The organism is Bifidobacterium reuteri DSM 23975, assembly GCF_000741695.1.
GTDB lineage: Bacteria > Actinomycetota > Actinomycetes > Actinomycetales > Bifidobacteriaceae > Bifidobacterium > Bifidobacterium reuteri.
The window spans coordinates 60,799-86,674 of record NZ_JGZK01000005.1 but is presented as its reverse complement, the minus strand read 5'-3'; the positions used below and the strand labels follow the sequence as shown (position 1 = coordinate 86,674).

Genomic DNA, 25,876 nt, shown 5'->3' with positions numbered 1-25,876 from the left:
GGGAAGGAGACGCTGATGGCCGGATACGCGAAACTCAGCAACCAGTACTGGCAGGACAAGGACGTGCTCAAACTGCGCCGCCGCAATCCGGCCGCCGCGCTCCTGCACGTCCTCGCCATCAGCTGGTGCTCCGACCACACGTCGGACGGACGCATCGACGAGGACACGCTCCTGTTCGTGCTCGGCGCCACGGACCAGGATGTGGCCGACCTCCTGGCCTCCGGCATGCTGCTCAAGTGCGACGACGAGGCTGCTACGTGATACGCGACTACCTCGGATCCGACACCAGAGCCTACATCCCTGATTCAATCCGCTTGGCCGTGTACTCGCGGGACGGGTGGAAATGCCTTCGATGCGGTAGCGCCAAGAATCTGTCGTTGGACCATGTGCATCCGTGGTCCGACGGCGGTGCGGATTCCATCAAGAATTTTCAGACATTGTGCCGCTCCTGCAACTCCTGGAAAGGTGCGCGGGAAATCGACTTCAGAAAAAAGGTGCTGTGATGTCCAGAAACAATATGGAGACGTTTGCGAAGATCAGCACGCGCCTATGGCAGAACGAGAAGGTCCGGACACTCGCGATGGAGCATCCATCCGCGTTCGCCGTATGGACTTTCGCGATCTCGTACTGCGCGGGAGAGCTGAACGACGGCGAGCTGTCACGCTTCCACCTGAAGTGCCTGCTCGGAGCCGCTGATGAGGACATCGACGCCCTCATCGACGCGCACCTGTTGGATGAGCACGAGGACGGAACCTTATGGCTGCATGATTTCGTTGAGGCTCAGGGGCGTTCCCGCGCAGACGTGGAGGCTGCCAAGGAAAGGAAGGCCGAGGCCGGTCGCCAAGGCGGCAAGGCCTCCGGCGAATCGCGCGCCGCGAAGCAACCGGCAAGCAAAACGAAGCAGACGCGAAGCACCAGCGAAGCAGACCCGAAGCAAAACGAAGAACCCGCGAAGCAACCGGCAAGCAAAACGAAGCCAGATACAGATACAGATACAGATACAGATACAGATACAGATAAGAATTCTTCTAACGAAGAATTCTCTCTCCCCCAAACCCCCTCACGGGGGCCCGGCGAGAGCCTCGACGGGGAGTACCCGCTCGCCTTCGAGCAGTTCTGGGTCACGTATCCGCGCAAAGAGGGCAAACGCAAGGCGTTCGAAGCGTGGAAGCGCGCCCGGAGGAAAACCAACAACGCGCTGCTCATCGCCCATGCCAGCCTCTACCAGGCCGACCCGAACCGGGATCCCGGTTACACGCTCACCCCCGCGAACTGGCTCGACGGCGAGCATTGGCTCGACGACCCGCTGCCCGAGAAGCGACGGCCCGGCCAACCCGACCCGCAGGCGGAGAAGGCCGCACGACTGCGGGACGTGGACTGGCTGTGCACGCACGTCGACGACCCCGAAGCGCAGGACGCCGCGCTCGAACTGCCCGAGAAGGCGCAGGCGTTGGCCCGCGCCCGCTACCCGGACGAATGGTACCGGATCTGGCGTCGCGGCATGAAACGCCGCGAACAGGCGAAACAGGAGGCCACGCCATGAGCGAACCGGAGGCATGGGCACGCCTCTACGCGCTCTTCTGCCGCAGCCTCCCGTTCTGCCGGACGCTCCAACGATACGACCCACCGCTGTTCACACGATTCACGGAAGGAGACATCCCATGGACACTCCCACAGCCCACACCGACGATGATCCGCTGATCGGCCAGGCGTTGCAGGCGCTCGCCGACGCGGGCCTCGGCAGCGAGTCACCGGCGGAGGCATACGTGGCCGGCTGGCTGGATGGCTGGAGGCAGGCGTTCGACCTGGCCATCCGGATCGAACAACGGATCAACAGCGGGGAGGCGACGGCATTACCCGTCCGAACAGCACGCACGCCACACACATCACCAGCCGGAGCACGACACCAAGGCGGGTCGGCGCGAAAAGGGGCGAGGCCCGGCTCACGTCCGCCTACCACAAGCAGCAGCAGCGGACGCATGAGGAGGTCGTGGAGATCATGCTCCGACTGGCCCGCGAAGACCGGGAAAAACAAGCAAAGGAAGAGGAAACCGAATGAGCATCAAAAGCGAGATCGAACTCGGCATCCCCGACGGCACCGATTATCTCGGTTGCATGCGAGTCAACGCCCGTGGCCGGGATTACGGCGTCTGGGTGCAAACGGACAAGGCCACCGCCGTCGTATCGATATCGTGGGACGACATGGAGCAGTTGTGGCGGTGGCTGGGCATGACGCTCGGCCACCGCGTACCGGAGGTGATCTGAATGAATGGGGACGTGGCCGAGTTCATCAGGCTTGCACGCGAGGGGCACGCCCCGATCAGCCGGGAGGAGCGCAAGGCCATCGCCAACCACATTAAGTACCTGCGGATCCGTGCACGCGACCCCGAGTATTACACGCGACGCCGTCGCATGGAACGCAGGAACCGGAAGGGACTGGAATGAGGCGCAGGAATCCGTTCGCGTTCATCCGCGACTGGCTCGAGGCGATGCTGATCCTCCTCGTGTTCGAGCTCGCGAACCTGCTGCACGACCGGAAACCGAGGAGGAGACGATGAACGGCCTGGGCGTGTTCGTGGTCGGCTACATGCTCACTCTGCTCGCGACCGGCGTGTTCATCATCCTGCTCGCCTGCGTCACCGCAGGATTCATGCGGTTCCTCCACCGTGAATTCGACTGGAACCCACTATCACGACGCAGTAGCACACCCGGCCGGACGGCCGGGGAGAAAAAGGGAGGCCCAGAGGGGAGAACCTGGGAGAAAACACCCGTAAACCGTTGGGAGTCCACAGAAAGCAAACGAGAAAGCGTAACCACTTTATGAAACTTCACAGACCATTCCAGGACTGGACGCTAGAGAACTTCGTCGGCCTCCTGTACTTCGTTTTCTGCGCGTTCGCCGTCACCGCGATCATCGGCCTGACCTTCGCGGCAGTCATATCCATGGGCGGGCCCGCGCCCGAGCAGACCGTCACCCATTACGTGGATACGCAGGGTGATGTGAAGCGCCTGTGCCTCGCCTACAAGACCGGCGACCACGTGGACGCGCTCTCCTGCGACCTGATCGACCCGATGACGGGAGACACGGAATGAACGTGAGCGAGAGCATCGACTGGGAGCATACGCCGATCGACATGCTGCATCGGCACCGGTTCATCGCCCGCACGCAGGAGGGACAGACATTGGATGGCTGGCTCTGCTACGAGACGGTGTCGCCGCACGGCGGCAGCAGCCTGTTCGACTGGGATCACATGACAGAGGTCATCATCCCACGCCGGTACGGACTCAACGTGCTCCACCAGTTTTTCCGGTCCGTCAACGTCCTCAAGGAGATCAGAGTTGGCCGCCAGTAAGGTGAAGCGCGAGCTCGCGGTCAAATGGCACGAACGAGGCTATGACACCGGGTACATCGCCAGGACGCTCGGTTTGCCGGTGGAGGAGGTGCTGGCCATCATCAGCCCGCCCGGACCATCGACGCCTCCGTCGAGACGGTACGGGCCCGAGTTCATCCAACCACCCGCGTTCCCGGATTGACGCAAATGGCGGGCAAATGAGCGGAAGCGTTGGAAACAGGCCGATTCCGACGCTTCCATGTCGTCGGCGGAGCCATGGAGGCAAATAAAAAGCACGGGTAAGAGAAAAACCTCCCGCCCGGAGGCAAGAGGCTTGAGAGAAGAGCAGGAAATCTCCTCAGACCATCATACCCCGAGCGAGGAAGGGAACGATATTGGACGTCGAACGGTTCAAGGGGCTCAAACACGACCTGCACGCGTTGAAGGTCTCATGGCCGGTGCTGGACCTGCTCGCCAACCGGCAGGCCACGATCGGCATGCCTGCGGGCGGCGGACACTGCACGCGCAGCATCGAGGCGAGCCCGCTGAACATGGGCGCGTTCCAGCTCGCCCATGACATCACTCTGTTCGCCGGCACGCTCGCCCGTCTCATGGGATTGCACACGCACCACGGCATGGGTACGCCAGGCGTCCTGCAGGGCGTCATCATCAACCTGAACCGTCTGGACCGTCTTCCCGAACCCACGACAGACGGATTCGCCGTCGAGGCGCGCGGGCTGGCGGAACGCGCCTCCTACCTGCTGGAGCCGCCCGAGGACACGAAGATGATCGGCTGGTGCCCCGCCTGCTCGCACGAATTGAGGGCAGACAGTCAGGAGCTGGCCGGCGGATACGTGGAATGCCCCAAATGCCACACCACCCACCGCATCAAGGACATCCACCAATTGGACATGCTCCGACTCCGGCTCAGCGGCGTCAAGGGCACGCCAGCCCAACTGTCCAGGCTGCTGGAGCCGTGGGGCATCGTCATCAAGGCGGCGACGATACGCCAATGGGCGAAACGCAGCATCATCCAACCCGTCGGGACGGACGGCACGGCGCCCGTGTTCCTCATCTGGGACGTATGGCAGGCGCACACCAGACTCGCCGGATACGACCGGGCACGACGCAACGGCATGAAACCGTCGCCAAAACGACGAAAAGCGATAGAACGCGATAGGACCTGATGGAAGCAGGTCCGGGGCCGATGCTCGCCGACTTGCCCTCTTGTCTTCCATAAGATACAATAGGCGTCATGGAGATCAAAACCACCGACGAATTCGACGACTGGCTCAAAACCCTCAAAAACAGCAAGGACCGCAACCGGATCGTCGCACGCATCAGACAATGCGCGCTCGCCGGCAGACCCGTCGGCGACATCAACACCGTAGGCGAAGGGGTCTCCGAGCTCCGCTACCACTTCGGCCCCGGATACCGCGTCTACTTCGCGCAGAAGGCGGACGTGCTCATGCTCCTGCTCGCAGGAGGCACCAAACGCGGCCAACAAGCCGACATCGACCACGCGCACCAACTGTTCAGAACACTCAAGGAGGACCACCAATGGTGAACATCAGGGACTGGGACGCCAGTGAATACCTCACCAGCGAACAGGACGCCATCGACTACCTCGACGCCGTCGCCGAGACCGGCGACCCCAAACTCATGCAGGCCGCCATCGGAGACGTCGCCAAGGCCCGCGGCATGGGCCAGATCGCCAAAGAGGCAGGCGTCGGCCGCGAAAGCCTGTACAAGAGCCTCAGCCGTGACGGCAACCCCAGCTTCGCGACCATCCTCAAGGTCGTCCACGCGCTCGGCGGACGCCTCACCGTCCAACCCGCCTGACCGGCCGGGCTTGACAAACCCGCGACTGTCACGCATACTGTTACTAGATTGGTCATTACCATGCAACGGCGATGACCGGTAAACGGCCGTAACCACACGAGTGTGATGCGGCCGTTTCGCATATGGGCGGCTCCCCGATCGGGCGCAACCGGGTCCAAACCGGATGCGAATCATGTCCGCCCGCCAAGGCTTGCGTGCCCGAGAGGACTAAAGGACGACGCTGTGAAGCGTCGTGACCAGCAAACACCGCCACTGGTCCGCGGCTTCGAATACCGCCCAAGCCACCAAACAAGAGAACGGCGCCCGCGATATGTTTCGCGAGCGCCGTATCCGTTTCAGTCGTCGTCGTTCCTGTGCTTGCGTGGGCGTCCTCCGCCGACGCCGCGGCCGGGCCGGTTGGCGTTCCATTCGTCGATGGTCTCGGGGAGCCAGCCGCGCGTGCGGCCGATGGTTGCGTCCGGCGCCGGCAGGCGCAGGCTGAGCAGTGCGCCCTGCGTGATGCCGAGGTGTTCTGCGACCTGCTTGACGCCGAGGTATTCAGTCGTCATCGCTTCGCCTCCATCCGGCGAACAGTCCGGCCAGACCGGCCGCGATGGCGAACCCTGCCGCCCCATAGGGTGCGTCGGTCAGCGCGAGCATGGCGGATATGACAGCGAACAGCATGCTCGCGACTGCCAGTGTCCTGTTCTTGTTCATGGCGTTCCATGGTCCTCGGGTAGGATTGGTGGAGGGTTCCGGCTAATAGGTCTAGCCGGAACCCTGTTTACTTCTTGCGGCGCTTGCCGCGCTTGGGCTTGTCGTCCTTGCGCAGTCCCAGCCAGATCGTCACCGCGATGCCGACCCAGCTGGTGATGAGCGTCAGCCAATCCTTGAGTTCCGTGTTCACCTCCTTTCCTTGATTGACATATCTATCATATCGCAATAATGATAGATATGCAATGCGTGTGCATTGCGACACGCCTATGTTTTCCAACGATTCCGGGAGGCGAAGTCATGCCGCCCACCATCACCCTGCACATCACCGACCAGTCCGGACGCATCCTGCGCAGCATCGACATACCCGCACCCATGCGAGCCGCATACCCAGACGGACCCAGCATGTTCGACCCCAACGCATTCGACCGGCTGCTCGACCGCATCACCGAACACATCCACAAGGAGACGGAACAGTGAGCAGAAGAAACCCACGCCGCGCCAACGGATGGCGACGCGACCAGCTGCGCAGGCGCGTGCTCGCCGCCTACGACACATGCGCCATCTGCGGCAAACCGGTCGACAAGACCCTCCGAACACCGCACCCAATGAGCCCGGAAGTCGACGAGATCATCCCGGTCTCACGAGGCGGCGACCCATTGAGCTTCACGAACTGCCGGCTCGTCCACCGCCACTGCAACCGCCTGAAAAGCAACAAAAGCGACGCATACGCGCGAGCCCAACTCGAACACAAACCAACGCCATCAACCACGTCGCTCCCATTGACGACCAGCGGCGACTGGTAACCCCAGGGGGGAGCCACCCCCACCCGGCCTTTTGAGCCACCTCGGGTGCAGGGCCGTTCTCTCCCCGGTGTTTGCATCCGTGACATGTCACGGCAGATTGGAGGTGTCACAGATGCGTGTCTGCGCGAACTGCGGCGATCCGCTGCCTTCGAACATGCGGTCCACCGCCAAGTACTGCGGGGCCGCGTGCCGGAAGGCCGCGCAGCGAGCCCGTCAGAACAAGACCGACCCATCACGTCCCTCGTCGAAGCCAGAACCGGAACGCGACGCGAAGCCCGCGCCTCTGACCGGCCGTGAGTTTGAGCGGATGATGGACGGCAGCATGGAGGACGAGCTGCGGCACGTGCGAGACCGGTTGAAGGCGTATGTGGATGATCCGGACACGCCGGCGAACGCGATGCCCAACATCGTCGCCAAATATTTGGCCGTGTGTGAGAAGCTGCACAGTCTGTCCGGTGGTGATCCGCTGGCCGGACTGCTCGACGAACAGGAGGTGGGCGAGGATGCCGGAGCGTCGGTTGTCTGAGATCGCCGTGCACCTCGTCCGGCCGTCCGGCATTATCGGCTCGGATTTCACCGTGCTCAACAAGGTCGCCGTCAAGGCCGGCATCTCGTATGACCTGTGGCAGCAGGGGCTGCTGTATCTGATGCTCGCGAAACGCGAGGATGGAAAGTACGCGTGCGGGGAGGGCGGCACCGTCGTCTCCAGTTGCCGGCAGATCGGCAAGACGTTCACGATCGGCACGGCGATGTTCCTCCTCGCGATCCTGCGCAAGGGGCTGAAGGTCATCTGGACCGCGCACCACACACGCACGAGTGATGAGACGTTCGCCGACCTGTGCGACATCGCCAGGAACCGGGTGCTCGGCGGCTACGTGGAACGCATACGCCGCGCCAACGGCCAGCAGGAGATCGCGTTCCGCAACGGCAGCCGCATCATGTTCGGCGCGCGTGAGAACGGGTTCGGCCGAGGCCTGCACAGCGTGGACGTGGAGGTGTTCGACGAGGCGCAGATCCTCACCGTGCGCGCCCTGGACAACATGATCCCCATCGTCAACGTCAGCCCGAACCCGCTGGTCGTGTTCCTGGGCAACCCGCCCAAGCCCGGCGACCAGTCCGAGGCGTTCGAGGAGAAACGCCGCAACGCGCTGGGCGGCACCGACGGCATGGTGTACGTGGAACTGTCGGCGGACCGGGACGCCGACCCCGATGACCGCGAGCAGTGGGCGAAAGCCAATCCGAGTTTCCCGAAACGCACCAGCGAGACCGCGATCCAGCGCATGCGCAACCTGCTGTCGGAGGACTCGTTCCGCCGCGAGGCGCTCGGCATCTGGGACGAGACCACGACGCACACCGCCATCGACCCTGAGCAATGGAAACACGCCGCCATCGACGGCCCGTTCTCCCCCACCCAAACAGATCTGGTCGGCTACGCGATCGACATGAGCCCCGACCGGAGCACATTGGCGATCGGCGGCGCGGTCAGACATGCGGACGGTTCGGCGCACGTCGAGCTGCGCGAGTTCGAATCCACGAAATCCAAGGGCACCGCGTGGGCGGTGGACTACATCAGCGAGCACTGGCCGCGCGCCGCCTCGGTGGTGATCGACGGCCAGTCGCCCGCCATGGCGCTCCTGCCCGATCTGAAGGCCCGGCATGTGCGCGTGATCGTCACGAACGCGGGCGACATGGGACGCGCCTGCGGGCGCCTGCTCGATATGCTGCGCGACCGCAAGCTCACCCACCTGCCCGACAGCGAACAGCCCGCGTTGGCGCAGGCCGTCGCGAACGCCACCACCCGCAGCATCGGCCAGTCGGGCGCGTTCGGCTGGAACAAGACCGGCAGCGACATCGACATCAGCCCACTGGTTGCCGTCACACTCGCCTTGTACGGCACCTACATCACGAAACGCAACCCCAACCGAAGACAGGAGGTGATGGTCTGACATGACCGACCTTTCCATAGCCTCCGGAACCCCATACCTCAACACCGCCGGCTCGCTGATCAGTCGCATCAGGGGCGTGCCGGACGACGACATGCGCACCATCCGCCGCCTGTTGAAGGTCTGGCGCGACCACTACGCGCGCAACCTTCTGCGCAGCGCGTTCTACGACGGCAGGCAACGGTTCAACAACCTCGGCATCAGCATCCCGAACATCGTGGCCGCCAAGGCCGGCGTCGTGGTCGGATGGCCGCAGAAAAGCGTGCGTGCCCTGGCCGACAAAAGCGTGTTCGAGGGATTCGAGACGCCCGACGGCGACCCGAACGGCATCGGGCGCATCGTCATGGACAACGCCTTGACCGACACGATGGGCGAGGCCATCATCAGCTGCTACAAGCATTCCTGCTCGTTCCTGACCATCGACTACGATCCCGACGACCCATCTGGGGAGCGCATCCTCGTCATCCCGCGTTCGGCGGACTGGTCCGCCGCGATCTGGGACAACACGCGCCACCGGATCGCCGCCGCCCTGACCATCACCGACAACGACCAGTACGGGAACATGACCATGTTCAACGCGTGGCTGCCCGGCCGCAACTACGCATGCCGGCGCGACACGGGCGGCTGGAAGGCGGAACGCCAGGACAACCGGCTCGACCGCGTCAGCGTGGTGCCCATCGTCTACGACCGGGGCGACCGGCCGTTCGGCCACAGCCGCATCAACCGCACGCTCATGAACCTGACCGACATGGCCATGCGCACCATGGTGCGCATGGAGGCGTCCGCCGAGTTCTACTCGGTGCCGAAGATCTGGTTCCTCGGACTCAACCGTGACGCGTTCAGCAAAGACACCTGGTCCAGCCTCGTGTCCAGCATCAACGCGGTGTCCCGTGACGAGAATGGGGACATCCCCACGCTCCAGCAGGTCACGCAGGCATCCATGCAGCCACACGGCGACATGTTGGAGACCATCGCCATGCTCGCCAGTGCGGAGACCGGCATCCCCGCCGAACAGCTCGGCATCCGCCTGACCAACCCCACCAGCGCGGAGGCCCTGGCTGCGGCCGAGGACCAGCTGACCCGCATCGCGGACCGGCAGAACCGCGCGTTCGGCATCCAACTGATGAACGCGATGAGCATGGCCGTCCAACTGCGCGACAACACGGCCAATCCACCCGACCTGGCTGGAATACGACCATTGTGGGCGCCGACCCGCGTCGTGTCCGAGGCGGCACGCGCCGACTACTACACGAAGGTCGCCGGAGCCAACCCTACGTGGGCCGACTCCGACGTAGGCCTGAGCAAGCTCGGCCTGAATGCCGACGAACTCAGGAGCTTCCGTGCCTACCAGCAGCGCATGAGGGCCCAAGAGCACATTGATCAGATACGCCAACAGGCAGCCATAAGCAGGCAGGGAGGTTCCGATGTCCAATCCGAACCTGCCTCCACTGTCGGACAGCAGCCGCAAGGAACTGGAAACGGTTCTGGATCGGCTGACCAAGGCGTACCAGTCGAGTCTGGAGATGCTGGCCGATGAGGCGGCGGACGCCATCGAATACGCTTACGGCCGTGCGGACGCCGACCTGACCGGGATCATGCGCGACTACGCGCGCGACGCCAGCCAGCAGGCGGACGACTACTACAACGCCGTCCGCAAGGCCTACGAGAACGCTTACGGCTACACGTTGGAGGACTATGCCACCAGCGGCGTCTACGACCCCGATTTTACGCTCTACCGCATGGTTGGCGGCTTCAACGGCGGCGACTGGAACGGTCTGAACTACACGCAGCTGAAGAACGGCCAATCCCGCGCAGGCCTGACCGTGGACGACCTGTGGCCCAGCTTGAGGAACATGGACGACGCGATGCAATGGGCCGCCGACATGGTGCGCGCCTCCGCACGCTACACCATGGAACGCGACATCGCCGACGACCCCACCGGCCCCCGCTGGGCGCGCGTCACCGGAGGCGCGAAGCCATGCGCGTTCTGCGTCATGCTCGCCGGCCGCGGCTTCGTCTACCACAGCAAGGAAAAAGCCAAATTCGGCGCCAGTTTCCACGACGGGAAATGCCACTGCACCGCCATCCCCGGATGGAAGGACGACGTGCTCACCCCCAGCCAGCAGGAATGCAAGAGCATGTATCAGGCAGGCAAAGCGGCTGCCGGGGAGAACGCGCCACGCAACGCCGAGCTCGCCGCCATGCGCCGCCTCTACGCCGACAAACTCAGTGACGGCGTCACCCCGACACCGGACATCCGATGGAGCCATAATGCAATCAGGCCGACAGAGTCCGAACTCGCTAGGCTGTCCGACTTCACCGTGCGCATGCCATGGGATAGATACACCCCCGAACAGAAACAGAGAGTATTGCGTGGTTGGACCGATGGCACATTCAAAGAAACCAATAATGCGTTATTCGGTAATATCAAGACGACCGATGTGATTGGCAAACGCATCGAAGTTATCGACGAGATCTTGACCGACCACTATACGCACCGGCAATTCACCGTAGACCGCTATATGCGACTGGATGTCTTCGGCATAGATAGCCTGAACGAACTGGCGACGATTCCACTCGGCAAGATTGTCCAACACCATGGGTACATGGCGACTTCCCTCCTCGAGGGAGGCGTCAAAGTCGAGATGGACGGAGCCAGAGTCTCCACACGAATTCTGCTTCCTCCGGGGGTCAACGCCGTGTATCTCGAACCGATCACCAAGAAGAAGGGGCAGGATGAGATACTCCTTCCACGAGGGGGCTATCTGCAATTCGAAGGCTTTGGACGGCAGAAAAATGGCGAACCTATAATTTATGCGAGATTGGTATGATTAAACCATGAACGAACGCTTCGTGACGACACCGGATCAGGTCACCATCGTGACCGATCCCGAGCTCATCGCGCAGATTCACGCCAGAACGGGATTCATACCCCCATCGGCTGAGGAACAGGAGTGGATTTCTCGCGAGGGAAAGAAACGCTGGTCAGTCGGAGATTATGTTTCCTCCGATGAACTTCGTGCCGAATATGCGCGTAAGAAGGATCTCGGCCAGCTTTAGGAAAAGGACTCCCATGCGTCGTGATCTTGATTTGGTGCGTTCGATCCTGAAGACGTGCGCGGATGCTTCCGGTCCGGTGGATGCGCATGCGTTCACGGATGACGCGCACCCATTCGAACTGGTCGCCTATCATGTGCGTATCATGCAGGAGGCCGGACTGGTCGAGGCGTCGCTGCTGCGCGAGGCAGGCGGTTCGGTCGTCCATGCCACGGTCGGCCCGCTCACGTGGGCCGGCAACGATTTCCTTGACGCGGTGCGCTCGGAGTCGATCTGGTCGAAGACCAAGAAGACGATCATGACCACGATCGGCAGCGCATCGTTCGAGATCGTCAAGGCGGTCGCCATCTAAGCCGCCTCCGACGCACTCGGACTCTGACCCTTAAACCTCTTTTTTTCTTGACCACCCGCACGGGTGGTTTTTTTATGCCCGAAACGGGCCCGTATCAACCCATTTAGGAGGAACCATATGGCCGAGGAAGCCAACAACACCACCCCGTCTCAAGAGGCGACGGAGCCGCACGGCGAAGCGCAGACGACGGACTGGGAGGCGAAGTACCGGGAGGCGGTCTCGCATTCTCGCAAGTGGGAGCAGCGCGCGAAGGACAACAGCGCTGCCGCCGCGGAACTGGAGAAGCTCAAGGAATCAAGCCTAAGCGAAGCGGAGAAGACCGCGAAGCGTCTCAAGGAGCTCGAATCCGAGAACGCGGCCATGAAGGCGGAGAGGCAGCATGCCGAGTGGGCGGCGCAGGTGTCGAAGGACACGTGCGTGCCCGCGGACCTGCTGCACGGCGACAGCCTCGAGGCCATGGGCGAGTACGCGAAGAAGCTCGACCAGTGGGCGCATCCCAAGCCCAAAGGCATGCCCAACCAGGGCGGCAAGCCGGATCATCCCGCCAAGGGACAGGAGACCCGCGACTTCGTCAACCGCATCTTCTCCGACTGACCTCCTACCAAGCAACCACATCCCAATTCCATTCCCGAAAGGAAACGAACCATCATGGCAATGACATTGGAGAAACTGCCCCTGCCCAGGGAGCTCGCCACCGCGGTGGTCAACAAGGCCAAGGACACGAGCACCATCGCCGCGCTCAGCCCGTCCAGCCCGATGATCTTCACCGACAAGGACTTCCTCATGTTCAACGGCAAGAGCGAGGCCGAGGTCGTGGCCGAAGGCCAGTCCAAGGGCTCGTACGAGCAGGACACCACCACCGTGAGCGCGAAACGCTTCAAGGTGCAGACCACCACGCGCGTCACCAACGAGCTCCAGTGGGCCGACGAGGACAACCGCACGCAGATCATCGAGGCGATCCAGCTCGACCAGGCCGCCGCCATCGGCCGCGCCCTCGACTACGTGATATACCACGCCGTCAACCCCAAGGACGGCGAACCCCTCACCGGCTACGACGCACTGACCGCAGGGGCCGTGCAGGTGCCCGCCGGCGACGACGAGATCGCGAACGTGGACGCTCTGGCCGACGCGCTCAACCAGACGTATGACGTCAACGGCGTCGCCCTGTCGCGCACGTGGGCGTCCCGCCTGCGCAAGGTGCGCGTCCCGTCCACCGGCATGCGCTTCTATCCGGAGATTCCGCTCAACCTTCAGGCCGGCAGCCTGGATGGCATCACCGCCGCCACGTCCGGCACGGTCAACGGCACCAAGGCCAAGACGCCGACCGGCGTGCTCGCCCTCATGGGCGACTTCAGCCTGATCAAATGGGGCATGGTGCGCGACATGTTCGCCACGGTCATCCCCTACGGCGACCCGGACCATGCGGGCACCGACCTGCAGAACGTGAACATGGTCGCCTACCGCACTGAGGCCGTGTTCGCGTACGCCGTCCTCGATCCCAAGGGATTCGCGGTCCTCAAGACCCCGGCCGGAGAGGGGGCGTGATGGGCTTCCCCGTGCAGAACCTCATCGTCCAGAAACGCACCGCCAAACACAAGGCCGGCCCCCTGGACGCTCCCGTTGCCCTCTACAACCCGGACGGCACCCCGTTCAAGGCCGGCTCTGATGCGCCGACGACGATCCCGCAGGGGGCGCTCGTCCCCGGCGCGGGCATCGACCTCGTGCGAGACACGGATTCGGGTGTGATCACCGCGAGCGTGAAGGCGAAGGGCATCACGGCGGGCATGCTCGCCGATGGGGTCGCCGTCTCCGGGCCGAAGGGCGACAAGGGCGATCCGGGTACCCCCGGCGCGAAGGGCGCGACCGGGGCTCCCGGCCCTGCGGGCAAGTCCGTGACCAAGCTCGCCCTGACCACGGATGCTGCGGGCAAGGTGACCGGCGGCACCGTCACGTTCAGTGACGACACCACCGCACAGGTCACCGTGACCACGGCCACGGCTCCGGCCGGCGACCAGCCGGCGGACCAGCCGTCCGCCATCGGATAACCGGGAGGAGACGGCATATGGCCGACGACGAGACCAATCCGGAGCCGGTGCCGTTCGCCACCCACGTGGAACTGGAGGCCCGCTGGCACCGGCTCACCGACGCGGAACGTGTGCAGGCGGACGAGCTGCTCAAGGACGCGAGCGAGATCATCCGCAACCACGTGGCCCGCTATCCGGAGACACAGGACCCCGCATGGTGGACGGCTCACCGGCGGGGCCTGCAGCTCGTGGCCTGCCAGATGACGCGCACCGCCATGGAACAGCAGGTCGCCGGCGGGCCCACCGGAGTCACGCAGACGACCGAGACCACGGGCCCGTTCTCCAACTCCTACAGTTGGGCGAGCCCGGACGGCTACCTGCGGTGGAACGACGGTTTCCTGCGCGCCCTCGGCCTGGGAGGGCAGCGCATGTTCAGCATCGACATGACGGACGGGAGCATGAACGCATGACGGGCGAACCACTGGAGACGGTCGAATTCCGTCGAGCCGCGGTCTCGACGGTCCAAGGCAGGCGCGTCGCCGGCGAACCCGTCCCGCTCGGCATCCTGCACGTGCTCGCCGCCCCGGACCATGCGCAACGCTCCACCGACGTGGCCCGCGCGGTGACGCCGGCCGCCTTCGACCTGTACGCGCGCGGCCGTCCGCCGTTCGACGTGCACGCGGGCGATCAGGCCGTCCTGCGCGGCATGACGTTCGCCGTGACGCGGGAGCCGGAACTGTGGGCGCGCGACGGCACCGTCATCGGCGTGCAATACCGGATCGAACGAGAGGAGGACGCATGAGCCGCAACGTGAAGGTCGTGCTCAACCGCAAGAACGTGTCCAGACAGCTCCTGCACAACAGGCAGCTGCTCGACGACGTGCAGGAGCAGGTCGAGGGCATGGCGCAGGTGCACCCGTCCATCAAGGTGTACCGCAACGAGGACGGCGAACGCGGCAACGTGGTCGCCACCATCCCCATGCAGGTCGAACGCAAGCATCGCGGCCTGATGAAGGACATGCTCGGGAAGGTGCGGATATGACGCCCTCCTTTCCGGGCGCGGACCCCTCGGACATGCTGTTCCGGCTGCTCTCCGCCGCATTGCCCGGCGTCGATGTCGGCTGGGACATGCCCTCCGGCGATGGTCCGAAATGCCTGATCATCCTTTCCCCCGGCACCTGCCCCACACCCATCACCCAGCATATGACCGTCAGCCTGTCCTGCTACGCGACCCAGCCGGACGGCTCGTGCGATTGGGTCGCGGCCGCAGGCATGTTCTCCGATGGGGTGCGTGCGCTGCTGTCCCACAGAAAGACCAGGCCGCTCGTGGACGCGGCCATCCAATCCGGGCCGATCCGCCGGCATGACGGACAGCTCGGCATCGACTATGCGTATGGCGAGGTCCTGCTGACCGTCGCCACACGATGAACGTTTCCCACTGAAAGGACATCATCATGGCAAACAATCTGGAAACCAGCCTGCTCGCCGCCGGAGCCACCGGACTCGAGTTCGTGTACAACGGCAACAACAGCGACCTCGTCCGTCTCATCAAGGAGGCGGCGATCTTCAAATACCCGCTCGCCGAGAACCTGACGTTCGGCCCCAACTGGAGGCCCGCGGAAGGCAAGGAGCCTTTGGGCTACTTCAGCGAGGACGGCATCACCATCCATCCCGAGGCCGGGGACTCGAACGACTTCACCGCGCACAACGGCAACACGGTCGTCTCCTGGAATTCGGGCGGCTACTGGACGGTGCAGTTCGCCGGCCTCGAATCGAAGAAGGAGATCGTGGAGACCTACTTCGACGCCACGCTCGACGCCGAGGGAGGCCTGACCGTCAGCGCCGCGGACTGCAACACGTTCGCCCAGTACGTGGTCGCGGGCCTGAGCCAGAACGACGACCTCATCCTCCTGCACTTCCCCAAGGCGAAGGTCGGCGAACGCGACGACATCACGTGGAACGTGAGCAACCTGCAGAACTTCGGCATGACGCTGCGCACCTACAAGGACTCCGCGGCCCACCCGTACTTCATGAAGGCGTACGGCTTCGCCAAGACCGCGTGAGAGGAGACGACATGACCGCCGAATACACGCAGATCACCCCCGAACTCGTCACCGACCAGTCCGATTCGAAGCCGGTGCACATCCAGTACGGCGACGTGAAGCTGGACCTGCCCCGCCTCGACGACTCACGCCATGTGCCGCTCGCGGTGCTCACCGTAGGCATGACCGCGATCAGCCGCGGATGGGACAACCTCGACGAGGACGAGAAGATCGGGCTCCTGTCCGTGCTCCTCGCCTATCTGACGCGCGAATACCCGCGTCTGGAACGCGAGCTCGACCGCAAGAGCGGCGACAAGATCAAGGATGTCGGACGCATCATCGACGCGTGGGCCAAGGCGTCCTCCACCGACCCAAAATCCTGATCCTCCTTCACCTGTGGTGGACGAGGCGCCCGGCGATCCAATGCGACTGGTGCCTCGTCTGGGGCGGCCCGTGGGACCCGGAACTGCTGCCCGCCTACGCGGCGTGGCCCATGTTCCGGGAGATTCTCATGGACCGTTCCAGCCGCAGCTTCGCCGCGTTGGCCGGATGGTCGTTCATCCCCGACCCGGCCGACAAGTACATCCATGCAGCCAGCCAGACCACGAGGATGCGCAGACGTCCGGCTTGGGAGAAGCCCGATCCGCTCACCATGCCATCCGCGCCGGGCGCCCATACGGCGGCCGTCCACGACGAGGCCCTGCGCGACAGGCTCAACGCACGTCTCGGCATCACGTCCGACCAGAGAGGAGCCTGACCCATGGCGAAGGAGCTCGGCACCGGCTACATCATCATCAGCCCCTCCACCAAGGGCTTGGGCAAGGCCATCGAGGGAAGCATCGGCGACGCCACGACAAGCGGCGTGAAGACCGCCGGCTCCACGATCCTGAGCCGTGTCGGCGGCGCGTTCAAGACGGTCGGCAATATCGGCGTGACAGCGGTAGGCGCCGTCACCGGCGCGATCGTCGGACTGGCCGCGAAGGGCGGCTTCGACCGTGCGCTGAACATCGAACGCGCCCAGACCAAGCTCAAGGCGCTCGGCCATGACACGAAAAGCGTTGACGGCATCATGTCCGACGCGCTCGCAAGCGTCAAGGGCACCGCCTATGGTTTGGGCGACGCGGCCAGCGTCGCCGCAAGCCTGGTCGCCTCCGGCATCAGGCAGGGCGACGAGCTCGCCGGCGTCCTGTCCACCGTGGGCGACGTGGCGCAGGTGTCCGGCCGCAGCTTCACTGACATGGGCCTGATCTTCCAGCAGGTCGCCGCCAAGGGCAAGCTGCAGGGCGACGAGATGCTGCAGCTCATGCAGTCCGGCATCCCCGTCCTCCAATACCTGGCCGACCATTTCGGCATCACAGCCGCCGAAGCGCAGGACATGGTCTCCGACGGCAAGGTCAGCTTCGCGGACTTCGAGGCCGCGATGCGCGAACACCTCGGCGGAGCCGCCCAATCCGCAGGCGAAAGCTTCGACGGAGCGATGGGCAACATCAGGGCGGCCTTGTCCCGTCTGGGCGAGACCATCGCCACACCCGTCATCAACGGGCTGACCAGCATGGCCAACCAGGCCATCCCCATCATCGACGATTTCACCGCCCAGGCGAAACCCGCGTTGGAAGACGTGGGCAAAGCGCTGGGCGACGGCCTGTCCAACGCGATCCCCACCGCGGTGAACCTGCTCGCCCAACTCAAAAGCGCCCTGCAGTGGTACGTGGACAATTCAGCCGCGATCAACACGGCGCTCCTCGCCGTCGCGGGAGGATTCGCAGCGATCAAGGCGTACACGGCCCTGTCCAGCGGGCTCGGCGCGCTCGCCGGCGCCATGGACCTCGTCAAGGCGTCTGCGGACGGTCTGAGCGCCGCGATCATCATCGGTCCGGAACTCGGCGGCACTGTCGCCCGTCTTGGCGAATATGCGCGCAACCTGACTTTGGTGGCCAATGCGCAAAATGCCGCGCGGAGCATGTCCGGCATGCTGTCATCGTTGAAGGGCGCGGCCACCGCACTCGGCGGGGCCCTGTCAGGCACTGTCGGCGTATGGGGTTTGGTCGCGGCCGGCGTGGCCGCCCTTGCCGCGGGCCTCGTGTACTTCTTCACGCAGACCGAGACCGGCAAGGCCGCATGGCAGTCGTTCATGGACTTCCTGCAGCCGTTGTGGGAGTCCGTGCAAGCCGCATGGCAGCAGGCGTTGCCCGTCCTTCAAGGCCTTGTGGACTCGCTCGGACAGGCGTTCACCGGCATGCTGGACGCTGCCGCGCCCGTCCTCCAGAGCCTCGGCGAATGGTTCATGAAGGCGTTGGAACCGATCAAGGCGAACCTGCCCGCGCTCATGGACGCGTTCGGCCAGCTCGGCACGGCGTTGGGTGACGCGTTCACGCAGATCATGCCCGTCGTGCAGGATTCGATCTCGCAGATCATGGACGCTTTCAACCAGCTCGCCCCGGTGTTCGGCCAGCTCGTCGAATCCATCGGCCCGCTCGTCACCACGCTCGTGGATGCTCTCGCACCGATCATCCCGGTTATCGTGGGCGCGTTGGTCATGCTCCTGCTGCCCATCATGCAGATCGTCACCATGATCGCGTCCATGCTCATGCCGGTCATCTCGCAGATCGTCACCATGATCGCCGCGTTCCTGCCCGTGATCATCCAGATCGTGACCACGCTGATCGGCATGCTCGTCCCCGTCATCACCGCGATCGTGCAGCTCATCACCGCGCTGATCCCGGTCATCACGCAGGTCGTCACCACCATCATCAGCGTCCTCACCCCGGTCATCACCGCGATCATCGGCGCCATCCAAGGCGTCCTGACCGTGTTGACAGGCGTGATCACGTTCCTCACCGGCGTGTTCTCCGGCAACTGGCAGCAGGCATGGGACGGCATCAAACAGGTGTTCTCCGGCATCTGGCAGACCATCAAAAGCGTGTTCACAGGCATATGGGAGGCCATCAAGGCCGCCATCCGCGGAGGGTTGAACATCATCAAATCCCTCTGGGATGCGGCGTGGAACGGCATCAAGACCGCGTTCTCCAGCATCTGGAACGGCATCAAGACCGCCGCCCAGAACGGGGTTGACGGTGTCCTCGGCACCATCAGCGGCATCAAGGACAAGATCACCGGATTCTTCTCCGGCGCCGGCTCATGGCTCGCCAACGCGGGCCGCAGCATCGTCCAGGGTCTCATCGACGGCATCACCGGCATGATCGGCGCCGCCGGCGACGCCATCAGCGGCGTCATGGACAAGATCAGCTCGTTCCTGCCGCACTCGCCGGCGGAGGAGGGCCCGTTCAGCGGACGCGGATGGACGCCGTACTCCGGTCGCGCGCTGGTGTCCGGTCTCGCACAGGGCGTCAGCCGTGGCATGCCGGAGGCCATGTCCGCCATCGACAAGGTGATGACGGCCATGAGCGACCGTATCGACGGCGTATCGTTCAAGACCAGCGTCGTCCCGTCCGCGTTCGCTGCGTGGACGGCGGACGCGCTCAGGACCATGACCGCCCTTGACCTCGCCGGCATGCGCTCCGGTGTATGGCAGCCGGTGCCCGCTTCGAGGACGATCACATACAACATCAGCATCGATGCCCGTCGCGTCCAGTCCGACGCCCGCATTTCCTCTCTCATCGAGGAGCTTGTGGACGCGGCCGGCGTGACGGTGCGGTCGCGCGCATGACATGGGGGCCGGAAACCATTCCGGCCCACTGTCGTCTTCTCTCGTCTTTCGCTTTAGGAGGTTCGCATGGCTGACGGTTACGGCAATGGTATCGGCAACTGGCGGTGTCATGTGGCCGCTTGGGTCACCTCGTACGATGACACGTCAGACGTGATTCATGTGGAGGCCCGCTGGCAGGCGTTCAACGGCTGGTATTACTACGGTTGGGTCGCGGCGACCGTGTGGGTCAACGGCCAGCAGGTCAACCATACGGACAACTCCGGTACGAAGAACACGGGCACGAACGGCGAGGTGACGGTGCTGACCGGCGACCTGCGGGTCGCCAAGACCGAAGGCTCCCGCAACATCACCTGCTCAGCGAGCATATACTTCAACGGCACCCATGCCGGCACGTCGAACGCCTCCTGCGGGGTGCCGGTGGGCGGCATCCGCTACCGTGCCCCGCGTCCCCCGAGGAACGTGAACTGGAGTCGTGTGGATGATTCGGCCACGAACCTCACGTGGACGGGCGACTACGACGGCGGGTATCCGCAGCCGTGGAAGCAGGTGATCATCGACCGCATCATCTACACGGATGGTGCGACCACGGGCGTGATCTGGGGCAATGTCGCGACGCTCGGCTGGAGTGCGACCAACTATCGGGCCACCGGACAGAAGCCTAACAGTCGGATCGGCTACTCGGTGTACGCGCGCAACCAGGCCGGTGATTCCAGTCATGTGGACCTCACCTACCTGTATACGACGCCCACCGCGCCGGCCACCGTGTCTGCGGTCAAATCCGGGGCCAGCACGGTCACGGTCAGCGTGGACGCGTCGAAGACGTTCGCGTACCGACTGCAGGTGCAGCGCAGTCTCGACTCGCAGACGTGGGAGGATGTGGGCGAGGTCCGGATACCGTCGAACGGGAAGGTCTCATGGGAGGATACCGCCGCCCCGGCCGGCACCGTGTATTATCGGGCTCGCTACACGCGGCCCGTGTACGGGGATGATACGGGCAGGACCATCCTGTACTCCGGGTGGACGGCTTCGAATTCGGTCACGACGATCACGCCGCCGTCCGCGCCCACGATCATCAACCCCACGCAGGGCGCAACGTATGATATCGCGGACGGTTTGACGGTCTCGTGGAAGCCGAACCATCCGGATGGGTCCGCCCAGTCGGCCGCTCAAATCGAGTACACGGTCGGCACGCAGACCTACCCGACACTGACCGTGCAGGGCGCGAGAACGGACATGCCCATCGACGTGGGCTCGTTCACCGGAACCTGGAAGGTGCGCGTCCGCACCAAGGGCCTGCACGCCGACTGGGGCGCATGGTCCGACTACATATCGTTCACGCTCGCCAATCCCCCCAACGTGGTCATCACCAGACCGGGCGTCGTCATCACCGAGCTTCCCTTCCAGGTCGCGTGGAGCGTCTCGGACGCGACGGGCGTCAGCCAGCAGCGTGTCACCATCTCCCGTGCCGGCGTCACGGCCTATGAGGCGACTCCGGCGCCGGGCGTGACCTCTCTGACCGTCAACGGCACGGACTTCCTTCCCGCCAACGGCAGCGAATTCACCGTGAGCGTGACGGTGAGAGGAGGCAGCACCCTCACCGCGACGACGTCGAAGCTCGTCACGGCCGAGTACACGCCGCCCGCGCCTCCGCGGATCGAGACCACGGTGGACCCTGACACGCTGTACGCCACACACACGGTACGGTACGGGGATACGGCCGGAGACGACCGTCCATCCACCGTCCGCGTGATGGTGCGGCGCGTCATCGACGACGATACGGTCACACTGAGCGACGGGCTGGCGGACGGCCATCAGGTCATCGACCCATTGCCGCCACTCCGGTACGCGTACACGCTCGAGGCGGTCGCCATCGCATCCTCGGGCGCGAACAGCGTCACCCGGTCCACCGTCCTGATCGACACCGACATGTGCTGCCTGAATTTCGGTGCGGACGCTAAGGAGGCGTTGCCTGTAGGCGGCGCGTTCACGGTCTCCGAGAAACCCGAGCTGGCCACCGAGGAATACCATTTCGCCAGCGGCGACATGGACGGGCTTCCGGTCAGCTATCAGATGCGCGACCTTGACAACACGGTGGCCGTGTCGTCCAGGTACGACTGGGGCGACGGGAGCCTGTACCGGCGCATACGCCGCCTGTCACGCGCCTACGCATACGGGTGGTTCCGCAACATGGACGGGTCGCGCATGCGCGTGCGCGTCTCCATGTCGCAGAAAATCGCCGCGGACGGTCTCACCGTGGACTTCTCCGCCAGTCTTGACGAGATCGTGTGGAAGGAGCCGGAACGCTGATGGACATGACGCATCATCTCATGGGATTCGTCACATCGGTGCGCATCATGCGCGTGGACCGTGCGAGCGGGGCGGAGACCGGCCGTGTGGACGGCGTGCTCCGGGGCGGCTCCATCACCCGCAACCAGGACACCGACGTGACCGAAAGCGCCACGCTCGACTTCGAGGGGCCGTCCGACTCGCCCACCGACCTGCTTCGCGTGTGGGCCGACCTCGACTATGAGGACGGGACCCGTGAATCGATCGCCTTGGGAACGTTCCTGCCGGACGGGCCCAAACGCGAGGTCACCGGAGGGGATGCGGACTCCCGACCCCTCAACCTGTACGGACGATTGAGGGAGCTGTCCGACGACCAGTTCGCCTATCCCGTGAGCCTGCAACCCGGAGAGAACCCGCTGACGTTCATCGACGAGACGATCCGCGAGGCCGGCTTGGAGACCGCCGCCCACCCTGCAACGGATTATCGGATGGGCACCACGTGGACGTTCGGCATGGACGACAGCGCGCAGAAGAACAAGCTCAACGCCATCAACGAGCTTCTGGACCTGATGGGCTGGAATTCCGCACGCACCGACCCCATGGGCCGCGTACTGCTCACCCCGTACACTCAACCCAAGGACCGCGCCCCCTCCTGGACGTTCACGGAGGGGCCGGACGCCCGGTTCGTACGCAGCATGACCGACGAACGGGACTGGTTCGACACCGCCAACCAGGTCATCGTCATCTACTCGGACCAGGAGCGCGACATCCGCGGTATGGCCGTGGACGACGACCCCGCATCCGAATTCAGCACCGTCACGCGCGGCCGCACCATCTCGAAAACGTACACGTACAGCGACATCCCCGACGGCATGAGCGAGACGGACGCGCAGGCCATGGCCGACGCGAAGGCGGCGGAGCTGCTAGCCACCGCGCAGTCCGTGATACGACGCGTCACGTTCACCCACATCTACGCCCCCGTCACCATCGGGGACGTGGTCACCTTGGATTATCCGGCCGGCGGCATCCGCGGGGACCTCGCCGTCCGCACGCAGAAGATCGATCTCACCGCCGGTCTGCCGGTCGAGACCGAGGCAAGGAGCTTCGCACGATGACCTCTGACGCGCTTGAAGACGCGAGGAGCATGGGCCGGCGTCTCGGTCTCGACCTCATCCGCAACATCTCCCCCACAGGCCCCTCCTTTTCGCTGCGACGGGCTACCGTCGTCAGCATCGACCTCACCTCCGGCGGGTATACGGCAGACCTGACCGTGGGCGGCGGCACGCTCCACGCCATCCCCATCACCGTGGACTGTCTCGGATGCGGCCCCGGCGACCGCGTCATCGTCGAGACATACGGAACGCAGTCGTTCGTCACCGGCGTCCTCGCACGACCCGGCGCGGGAGCGTCCATGCAACACGCAAAGTTCAGGTTCCAGGACACGAACAGTTTCAAGGGCGACGCCTATGGGGGCGCGAACGAGATCATCGTCAACCGGGGCGCGCGACTGCTGCATGTCAATCTGAGCGGCTTCCAGTCCACGGTCAACCTTTCGGCGGGGTTCCCGGTCTGGCTGTATTCGAGCGGACCGAAACCCAGCAGGAAGATAAGCCTGGGCTGTGTCGGCGCCGTCGTCAGCGGCAACTGGGGCAAGCAGGCCGATTGGAACACGGATGGGAGCATCACACTTCTGGGTGGGCTCGGCAGCAGTGATCGTGTCATCTGCCAACGGTTCAGCATGCCGATACCGGATGGCGTGGAGTTCACATGACTGCTCGTGGAAAATCTCGTGGCAAAGGAGCGTATGAAACCAGTGGATGATCTGATACTCGCCATCGCGGAATGGACGATCACCGGCCTGTTGGGCGTGATCGCAACCGTGTTGTGGCGACAACTGAAGCACATGAGACAGGATGCGGCGGAACGTCAACAGCGTAACGAGTTGGAGACCGCCGCGCTGAAACGGGGCATGCAGATGATCCTGCGCGCCTATCTCGTGAACCTGCACCACAAGTGGGTCGCTGGCCGGGGATACATGCCGGTCGAGCAGAAACGATTGTGGAGCGACATGTTCAACGCCTACGAGGCGTTGGGCGAGAACGGCATCATCTCAGCCTTATACGAAGACGTCAAGGAAGCCCACGTGGCACCCGACATTGGAAAGGAACAGCAATGACAAGAATCCACATCAGCATGAAGAAGACCACGGACGAGGGGCTGACGCCGGTCACAGGGCAGATCAGGTTCATCCCGCGCCGACACATCGACTCCGTGAAGAACGTCATCACCCGAGAGCCCTTCGAGGTCACCCTCGCGGACGACGGCACCGCCACCGTCGACCTGCAGCCCACGAACGGACGATTCGTCTGGCATGTGATCGAACTGCCCGGAACCGCCACGGCATACGACCGTTATGTGGAGGTGCCGGATTCCACGTCCACGGTTGAGTACGCGGACTTGGTGGATGTGGACCCGTCCACCTTGTTGCCTGCCGTGATGGGCAGCGTGCAGCCGGTGAAGATGCTTCCGCCAGCCTCGTCGCTCGAGGAGGCGGAGGCGTTGAGCGCGAAGTACCCGGATTATCTGGTCTGGTATCCCGAGAACACGACCCGGTCGAAGGCCACCGCGTTGGTCGCCTCCCTGGAGCAGTTGCAGGCGCAGGCGTTGACGAGCGCCACCATGACGTCCGCGTTGCATTCGCGGGCGGTGTCGGACGCGTCGGTCGTGTCGGATGCGGCCAATGCGGCGAGGACCGTGACCGTGGATGCGGCCAATGCGCGCGCGTCGATCACGGCGAAGACCAGTGAGGCGTTCAGGGCCATCGACGCTGCGGTGCAGCAGGTGCAGGACAAGGCGGCGGACGCCAACAAGGCCGAGTCCACGGAAACCGGCAAGGACGCCACGGAGTCCGATAAGGATGCCGTGCAGTCGGGTGAGACGGGCGGACAGTCCAAGCCCGCTGTCGGGGAGTGATGCCGTATGAGCATCCTCCTCAACGGCCGCAAACTGGCCAAACCCCTCAGGAACGGGGTCACGTGGAACGCTTTGCTGGACGGGCGGAAACTGTGGGGCACGCCCGCCGACACGGTGACCGGCGTGGAGATCCTCAACGAGGACGGCACGCCCGCGCCCACGAGCCTGCCGGTCAACGGTTCGATTCGGTTGGCTGCGCGCGCCACGTACGCGGACGGGCATACGGGCGAGGTCACGACCAGTGGCGTCCGGTTCACGAGCCTTGACACGTCGGTCGCCACCATATCCGGGAACACGGTCACGTGGAGGCATGGCGGCACCGCGCTGGTCACCGCGACGATGGGCGGTTTCACGTCGGCCGCGTTGAGCGTGTCCGCCGCGTACGCGCCCGAATCCGTGACCCTGCTGGACGAGGCCGGCAAACCGGTCACCGCTGTCACGTTGCGTGTCGGCGAGGCGGTGAACGTGCGCGCGAACATCCTGCCTGCCGGAGCCTCACAGGAATATACGGCTACGGTCAAGGATACGGGTGTGGCGCGTGTGGGCGAGCCCGTGCCCACCGGCATCCGCACCGGCGTGGAGTCCCTTACCCTGCGTGTGGGCGAAGCACAGAATATTACGGTCAATGTCCTGCCCGACTACGTGTCGCAGGAGTTCACCGCCAGCATCCGTGACACGAAGATAGCCTCGTCCGGCCAGCCGGTTCCCACCGGTGTGACGGTCACGCCCGACAGTCTCACGCTCAGGGCGGGCGAAACCCGGAGCATACAGGTGGGCGTCCAACCGGATTATGCGCCGCAGGAGTTTACGGCCACGGTCAAAGATTCGAGTATCGCATCAGTCAAACAACAGTAAGGAGC

At 64.2% G+C, this 25,876-nt stretch carries 40 protein-coding genes and 1 tRNA gene; 38 read left to right on the top strand and 3 right to left on the bottom strand.

All coding sequences use genetic code 11. The features are described 5' to 3' along the window. Positions 1–15 precede the first annotated feature (15 nt). From BREU_RS12235 to BREU_RS11915, 13 genes are all read left to right on the top strand, one after another. Positions 16–261, top strand: a complete 246-nt coding sequence (locus BREU_RS12235) for a hypothetical protein (RefSeq protein WP_044095856.1) — start codon at positions 16–18, stop codon at positions 259–261. After that, on the top strand, positions 237–503 hold the full coding sequence (locus BREU_RS12645) for an HNH endonuclease (RefSeq protein ID WP_414133020.1): 267 nt from the start codon (positions 237–239) through the stop codon (positions 501–503). Before BREU_RS12235 ends, BREU_RS12645 begins: the two co-directional genes overlap by 25 nt. Next, positions 503–1,543, top strand: coding sequence for a hypothetical protein (locus BREU_RS05670; protein WP_044095853.1), 1,041 nt, complete (start codon positions 503–505; stop codon positions 1,541–1,543). Before BREU_RS12645 ends, BREU_RS05670 begins: the two co-directional genes overlap by 1 nt. A 512-nt stretch (positions 1,544–2,055) precedes the next feature. Next, positions 2,056–2,265, top strand: a complete 210-nt coding sequence (locus tag BREU_RS11925; protein WP_044090551.1) for a hypothetical protein — start codon at positions 2,056–2,058, stop codon at positions 2,263–2,265. After that, positions 2,266–2,445, top strand: coding sequence for a hypothetical protein (locus BREU_RS11920; protein ID WP_052382045.1), 180 nt, complete (start codon positions 2,266–2,268; stop codon positions 2,443–2,445). It abuts the gene before it with no gap. A gap of 109 nt (positions 2,446–2,554) precedes the next feature. Further along, a complete protein-coding gene (locus BREU_RS11255; RefSeq protein WP_052382044.1) occupies positions 2,555–2,824 on the top strand; it encodes a hypothetical protein in 270 nt (89 codons plus the stop codon). Beyond that, the gene (locus tag BREU_RS05655; RefSeq protein ID WP_044090549.1) at positions 2,821–3,093 is read left to right on the top strand and encodes a hypothetical protein; all 273 of its coding nucleotides are present in this window, start codon (positions 2,821–2,823) and stop codon (positions 3,091–3,093) included. Before BREU_RS11255 ends, BREU_RS05655 begins: the two co-directional genes overlap by 4 nt. Continuing rightward, complete coding sequence (locus tag BREU_RS05650; RefSeq protein ID WP_044090548.1) at positions 3,090–3,353, top strand: hypothetical protein; 264 nt, start codon at positions 3,090–3,092, stop codon at positions 3,351–3,353. Before BREU_RS05655 ends, BREU_RS05650 begins: the two co-directional genes overlap by 4 nt. Further along, entirely contained in the window at positions 3,340–3,534 is a 195-nt protein-coding gene (locus tag BREU_RS05645; RefSeq protein WP_044090547.1) for a hypothetical protein, read from the top strand. Before BREU_RS05650 ends, BREU_RS05645 begins: the two co-directional genes overlap by 14 nt. 193 nt (positions 3,535–3,727) lie before the next feature. Continuing rightward, positions 3,728–4,519 (top strand): hypothetical protein, encoded by a 792-nt coding sequence (locus BREU_RS05640; RefSeq protein ID WP_044090546.1) that lies wholly within the window; start codon positions 3,728–3,730, stop codon positions 4,517–4,519. Between the two features lie 68 nt (positions 4,520–4,587). Further along, positions 4,588–4,899, top strand: a complete 312-nt coding sequence (locus BREU_RS05635) for a type II toxin-antitoxin system RelE/ParE family toxin (RefSeq protein ID WP_044090545.1) — start codon at positions 4,588–4,590, stop codon at positions 4,897–4,899. After that, positions 4,893–5,174 (top strand): addiction module antidote protein, encoded by a 282-nt coding sequence (locus tag BREU_RS05630; protein ID WP_044090544.1) that lies wholly within the window; start codon positions 4,893–4,895, stop codon positions 5,172–5,174. Before BREU_RS05635 ends, BREU_RS05630 begins: the two co-directional genes overlap by 7 nt. A gap of 187 nt (positions 5,175–5,361) precedes the next feature. Further along, positions 5,362–5,461, top strand: a tRNA-His gene (locus tag BREU_RS11915). Positions 5,462–5,509: 48 nt separating this feature from the next. On the opposite strand, the gene BREU_RS05625 is transcribed toward BREU_RS11915, so the two are convergent. The 3 genes from BREU_RS05625 to BREU_RS12535 form a co-directional block, all read right to left on the bottom strand. Continuing rightward, positions 5,510–5,722, bottom strand: coding sequence for a hypothetical protein (locus tag BREU_RS05625; RefSeq protein WP_044090543.1), 213 nt, complete (start codon positions 5,720–5,722; stop codon positions 5,510–5,512). Next, the gene (locus BREU_RS12160; protein ID WP_140462408.1) at positions 5,712–5,870 is read right to left on the bottom strand and encodes a hypothetical protein; all 159 of its coding nucleotides are present in this window, start codon (positions 5,868–5,870) and stop codon (positions 5,712–5,714) included. Before BREU_RS12160 ends, BREU_RS05625 begins: the two co-directional genes overlap by 11 nt. A gap of 67 nt (positions 5,871–5,937) precedes the next feature. Beyond that, the gene (locus tag BREU_RS12535) at positions 5,938–6,060 is read right to left on the bottom strand and encodes a hypothetical protein (protein WP_258184992.1); all 123 of its coding nucleotides are present in this window, start codon (positions 6,058–6,060) and stop codon (positions 5,938–5,940) included. A gap of 107 nt (positions 6,061–6,167) precedes the next feature. Here BREU_RS12535 and BREU_RS11905 point away from each other — a divergent pair, with 107 nt between their 5' ends. From BREU_RS11905 to BREU_RS11890, 25 genes are all read left to right on the top strand, one after another. Then, complete coding sequence (locus BREU_RS11905) at positions 6,168–6,347, top strand: hypothetical protein (protein ID WP_044090540.1); 180 nt, start codon at positions 6,168–6,170, stop codon at positions 6,345–6,347. Beyond that, complete coding sequence (locus BREU_RS11900; RefSeq protein ID WP_044090539.1) at positions 6,344–6,673, top strand: HNH endonuclease; 330 nt, start codon at positions 6,344–6,346, stop codon at positions 6,671–6,673. Before BREU_RS11905 ends, BREU_RS11900 begins: the two co-directional genes overlap by 4 nt. Positions 6,674–6,785: 112 nt before the next feature. After that, on the top strand, positions 6,786–7,199 hold the full coding sequence (locus tag BREU_RS05610; RefSeq protein ID WP_044090538.1) for a hypothetical protein: 414 nt from the start codon (positions 6,786–6,788) through the stop codon (positions 7,197–7,199). After that, positions 7,177–8,619, top strand: a complete 1,443-nt coding sequence (locus tag BREU_RS05605; protein ID WP_052382043.1) for a terminase — start codon at positions 7,177–7,179, stop codon at positions 8,617–8,619. Before BREU_RS05610 ends, BREU_RS05605 begins: the two co-directional genes overlap by 23 nt. Position 8,620: 1 nt before the next feature. Next, the gene (locus BREU_RS05600) at positions 8,621–10,153 is read left to right on the top strand and encodes a phage portal protein (RefSeq protein WP_081886570.1); all 1,533 of its coding nucleotides are present in this window, start codon (positions 8,621–8,623) and stop codon (positions 10,151–10,153) included. After that, complete coding sequence (locus BREU_RS11250; protein ID WP_081886569.1) at positions 10,041–11,447, top strand: VG15 protein; 1,407 nt, start codon at positions 10,041–10,043, stop codon at positions 11,445–11,447. Before BREU_RS05600 ends, BREU_RS11250 begins: the two co-directional genes overlap by 113 nt. Positions 11,448–11,454: 7 nt before the next feature. Next, positions 11,455–11,676 carry a hypothetical protein gene (locus BREU_RS05590; RefSeq protein WP_044090537.1) on the top strand — a complete coding sequence of 74 codons (222 nt, stop codon included), beginning with the start codon at positions 11,455–11,457 and terminating at the stop codon, positions 11,674–11,676. 13 nt (positions 11,677–11,689) lie between these two features. Continuing rightward, on the top strand, positions 11,690–12,025 hold the full coding sequence (locus BREU_RS05585; protein WP_052382041.1) for a DUF2513 domain-containing protein: 336 nt from the start codon (positions 11,690–11,692) through the stop codon (positions 12,023–12,025). Positions 12,026–12,142: 117 nt separating this feature from the next. Then, positions 12,143–12,619: a hypothetical protein gene (locus BREU_RS05580; RefSeq protein WP_044090536.1), complete on the top strand. Its 477-nt coding sequence runs from the start codon at positions 12,143–12,145 to the stop codon at positions 12,617–12,619. Positions 12,620–12,673: 54 nt separating this feature from the next. Next, a complete protein-coding gene (locus BREU_RS05575; RefSeq protein ID WP_044090533.1) occupies positions 12,674–13,570 on the top strand; it encodes a phage major capsid family protein in 897 nt (298 codons plus the stop codon). Continuing rightward, positions 13,570–14,070 (top strand): hypothetical protein, encoded by a 501-nt coding sequence (locus BREU_RS11895; RefSeq protein WP_140490555.1) that lies wholly within the window; start codon positions 13,570–13,572, stop codon positions 14,068–14,070. Before BREU_RS05575 ends, BREU_RS11895 begins: the two co-directional genes overlap by 1 nt. Before the next feature lie 17 nt (positions 14,071–14,087). Beyond that, the gene (locus tag BREU_RS05565) at positions 14,088–14,519 is read left to right on the top strand and encodes a Gp19/Gp15/Gp42 family protein (RefSeq protein ID WP_044090532.1); all 432 of its coding nucleotides are present in this window, start codon (positions 14,088–14,090) and stop codon (positions 14,517–14,519) included. Continuing rightward, a complete protein-coding gene (locus tag BREU_RS05560) occupies positions 14,516–14,851 on the top strand; it encodes a hypothetical protein (protein ID WP_044090530.1) in 336 nt (111 codons plus the stop codon). The genes BREU_RS05565 and BREU_RS05560 overlap by 4 nt, the downstream gene beginning before the upstream one ends. Continuing rightward, on the top strand, positions 14,848–15,090 hold the full coding sequence (locus BREU_RS05555) for a hypothetical protein (protein ID WP_044090528.1): 243 nt from the start codon (positions 14,848–14,850) through the stop codon (positions 15,088–15,090). The genes BREU_RS05560 and BREU_RS05555 overlap by 4 nt, the downstream gene beginning before the upstream one ends. Further along, positions 15,087–15,476, top strand: a complete 390-nt coding sequence (locus tag BREU_RS05550) for a hypothetical protein (RefSeq protein ID WP_044090525.1) — start codon at positions 15,087–15,089, stop codon at positions 15,474–15,476. The genes BREU_RS05555 and BREU_RS05550 overlap by 4 nt, the downstream gene beginning before the upstream one ends. 26 nt (positions 15,477–15,502) lie before the next feature. Beyond that, entirely contained in the window at positions 15,503–16,111 is a 609-nt protein-coding gene (locus BREU_RS05545; RefSeq protein WP_044090524.1) for a hypothetical protein, read from the top strand. 11 nt (positions 16,112–16,122) lie between these two features. Further along, entirely contained in the window at positions 16,123–16,473 is a 351-nt protein-coding gene (locus tag BREU_RS05540; protein ID WP_044090523.1) for a hypothetical protein, read from the top strand. Between the two features lie 128 nt (positions 16,474–16,601). Continuing rightward, complete coding sequence (locus BREU_RS05535; protein ID WP_044090521.1) at positions 16,602–16,847, top strand: hypothetical protein; 246 nt, start codon at positions 16,602–16,604, stop codon at positions 16,845–16,847. A 3-nt stretch (positions 16,848–16,850) separates the two neighbouring features. Continuing rightward, on the top strand, positions 16,851–19,757 hold the full coding sequence (locus BREU_RS05530; protein WP_044090520.1) for a tape measure protein: 2,907 nt from the start codon (positions 16,851–16,853) through the stop codon (positions 19,755–19,757). 66 nt (positions 19,758–19,823) lie between these two features. Then, positions 19,824–22,064 (top strand): fibronectin type III domain-containing protein, encoded by a 2,241-nt coding sequence (locus BREU_RS05525; RefSeq protein ID WP_044090519.1) that lies wholly within the window; start codon positions 19,824–19,826, stop codon positions 22,062–22,064. Further along, positions 22,064–23,158 (top strand): hypothetical protein, encoded by a 1,095-nt coding sequence (locus BREU_RS05520; protein WP_044090518.1) that lies wholly within the window; start codon positions 22,064–22,066, stop codon positions 23,156–23,158. The genes BREU_RS05525 and BREU_RS05520 overlap by 1 nt, the downstream gene beginning before the upstream one ends. Then, positions 23,155–23,814 (top strand): hypothetical protein, encoded by a 660-nt coding sequence (locus BREU_RS05515; RefSeq protein WP_044090517.1) that lies wholly within the window; start codon positions 23,155–23,157, stop codon positions 23,812–23,814. Before BREU_RS05520 ends, BREU_RS05515 begins: the two co-directional genes overlap by 4 nt. A 33-nt stretch (positions 23,815–23,847) precedes the next feature. Further along, a complete protein-coding gene (locus tag BREU_RS05510; protein WP_044090516.1) occupies positions 23,848–24,219 on the top strand; it encodes a hypothetical protein in 372 nt (123 codons plus the stop codon). Further along, on the top strand, positions 24,216–25,016 hold the full coding sequence (locus BREU_RS05505) for a hypothetical protein (protein WP_044090514.1): 801 nt from the start codon (positions 24,216–24,218) through the stop codon (positions 25,014–25,016). The genes BREU_RS05510 and BREU_RS05505 overlap by 4 nt, the downstream gene beginning before the upstream one ends. Positions 25,017–25,022: 6 nt before the next feature. Next, positions 25,023–25,871, top strand: coding sequence for an Ig-like domain-containing protein (locus BREU_RS11890; protein ID WP_152598633.1), 849 nt, complete (start codon positions 25,023–25,025; stop codon positions 25,869–25,871). Positions 25,872–25,876 lie beyond the last annotated feature (5 nt).